Below are 497 nucleotides of genomic sequence, written 5' to 3' on the forward strand. Positions count from 1 at the left end.
CCACGATGGTGTTGGTGGCGGTGTCGATCACGCTGACGGTGTTGTCGCCGTTGTCGGTCACGTAGGCGTGCAGTCCGTCGGGGCTGACCGCGACGCTGGTGGGTGCGGTACCCACGGTGATGGTGGCCACGATGGTGTTGGTGGCGGTGTCGATCACGCTGACGGTGTTGTCGCCGTTGTCGGTCACGTAGGCGTGCAGTCCGTCGGGGCTGACCGCGACGCCGGTGGGCGCGGCGCCCACGGGAATGGTGGCCACGATGGTGGCGGTCGCGGTGTCGATCACGCTGACGGTGTTGTCACCGCTGTTGGTCACGTAGGCGTGCAGTCCGTCGGGGCTGACCGCGACCCCGAACGGTCCGGTACCCACGGGAATGGTGGCCACGATGGTGGCGGTCGCGGTGTCGATCACGCTGACGGTGTTGTCACCGCTGTTGGTCACGTACGCGTGCAGCCCGTCGGGAGTGACAGCCACATCGAACGGTCCGGTACCCACGACG

The 497-nt window shown here is 67.4% G+C and carries 1 protein-coding gene; it reads right to left on the reverse strand.

All coding sequences use genetic code 11. The features are described 5' to 3' along the window. Positions 1-472, reverse strand: a 472-nt coding sequence (locus tag ACZ51D_RS43295; protein ID WP_465665802.1) for a cytochrome D1 domain-containing protein, incomplete at its 3' end; no start/stop codon positions are given. Between the last annotated feature and the right edge of the window lie 25 nt (positions 473-497).

Source organism: Kitasatospora sp. NPDC033851, from assembly GCF_055576085.1.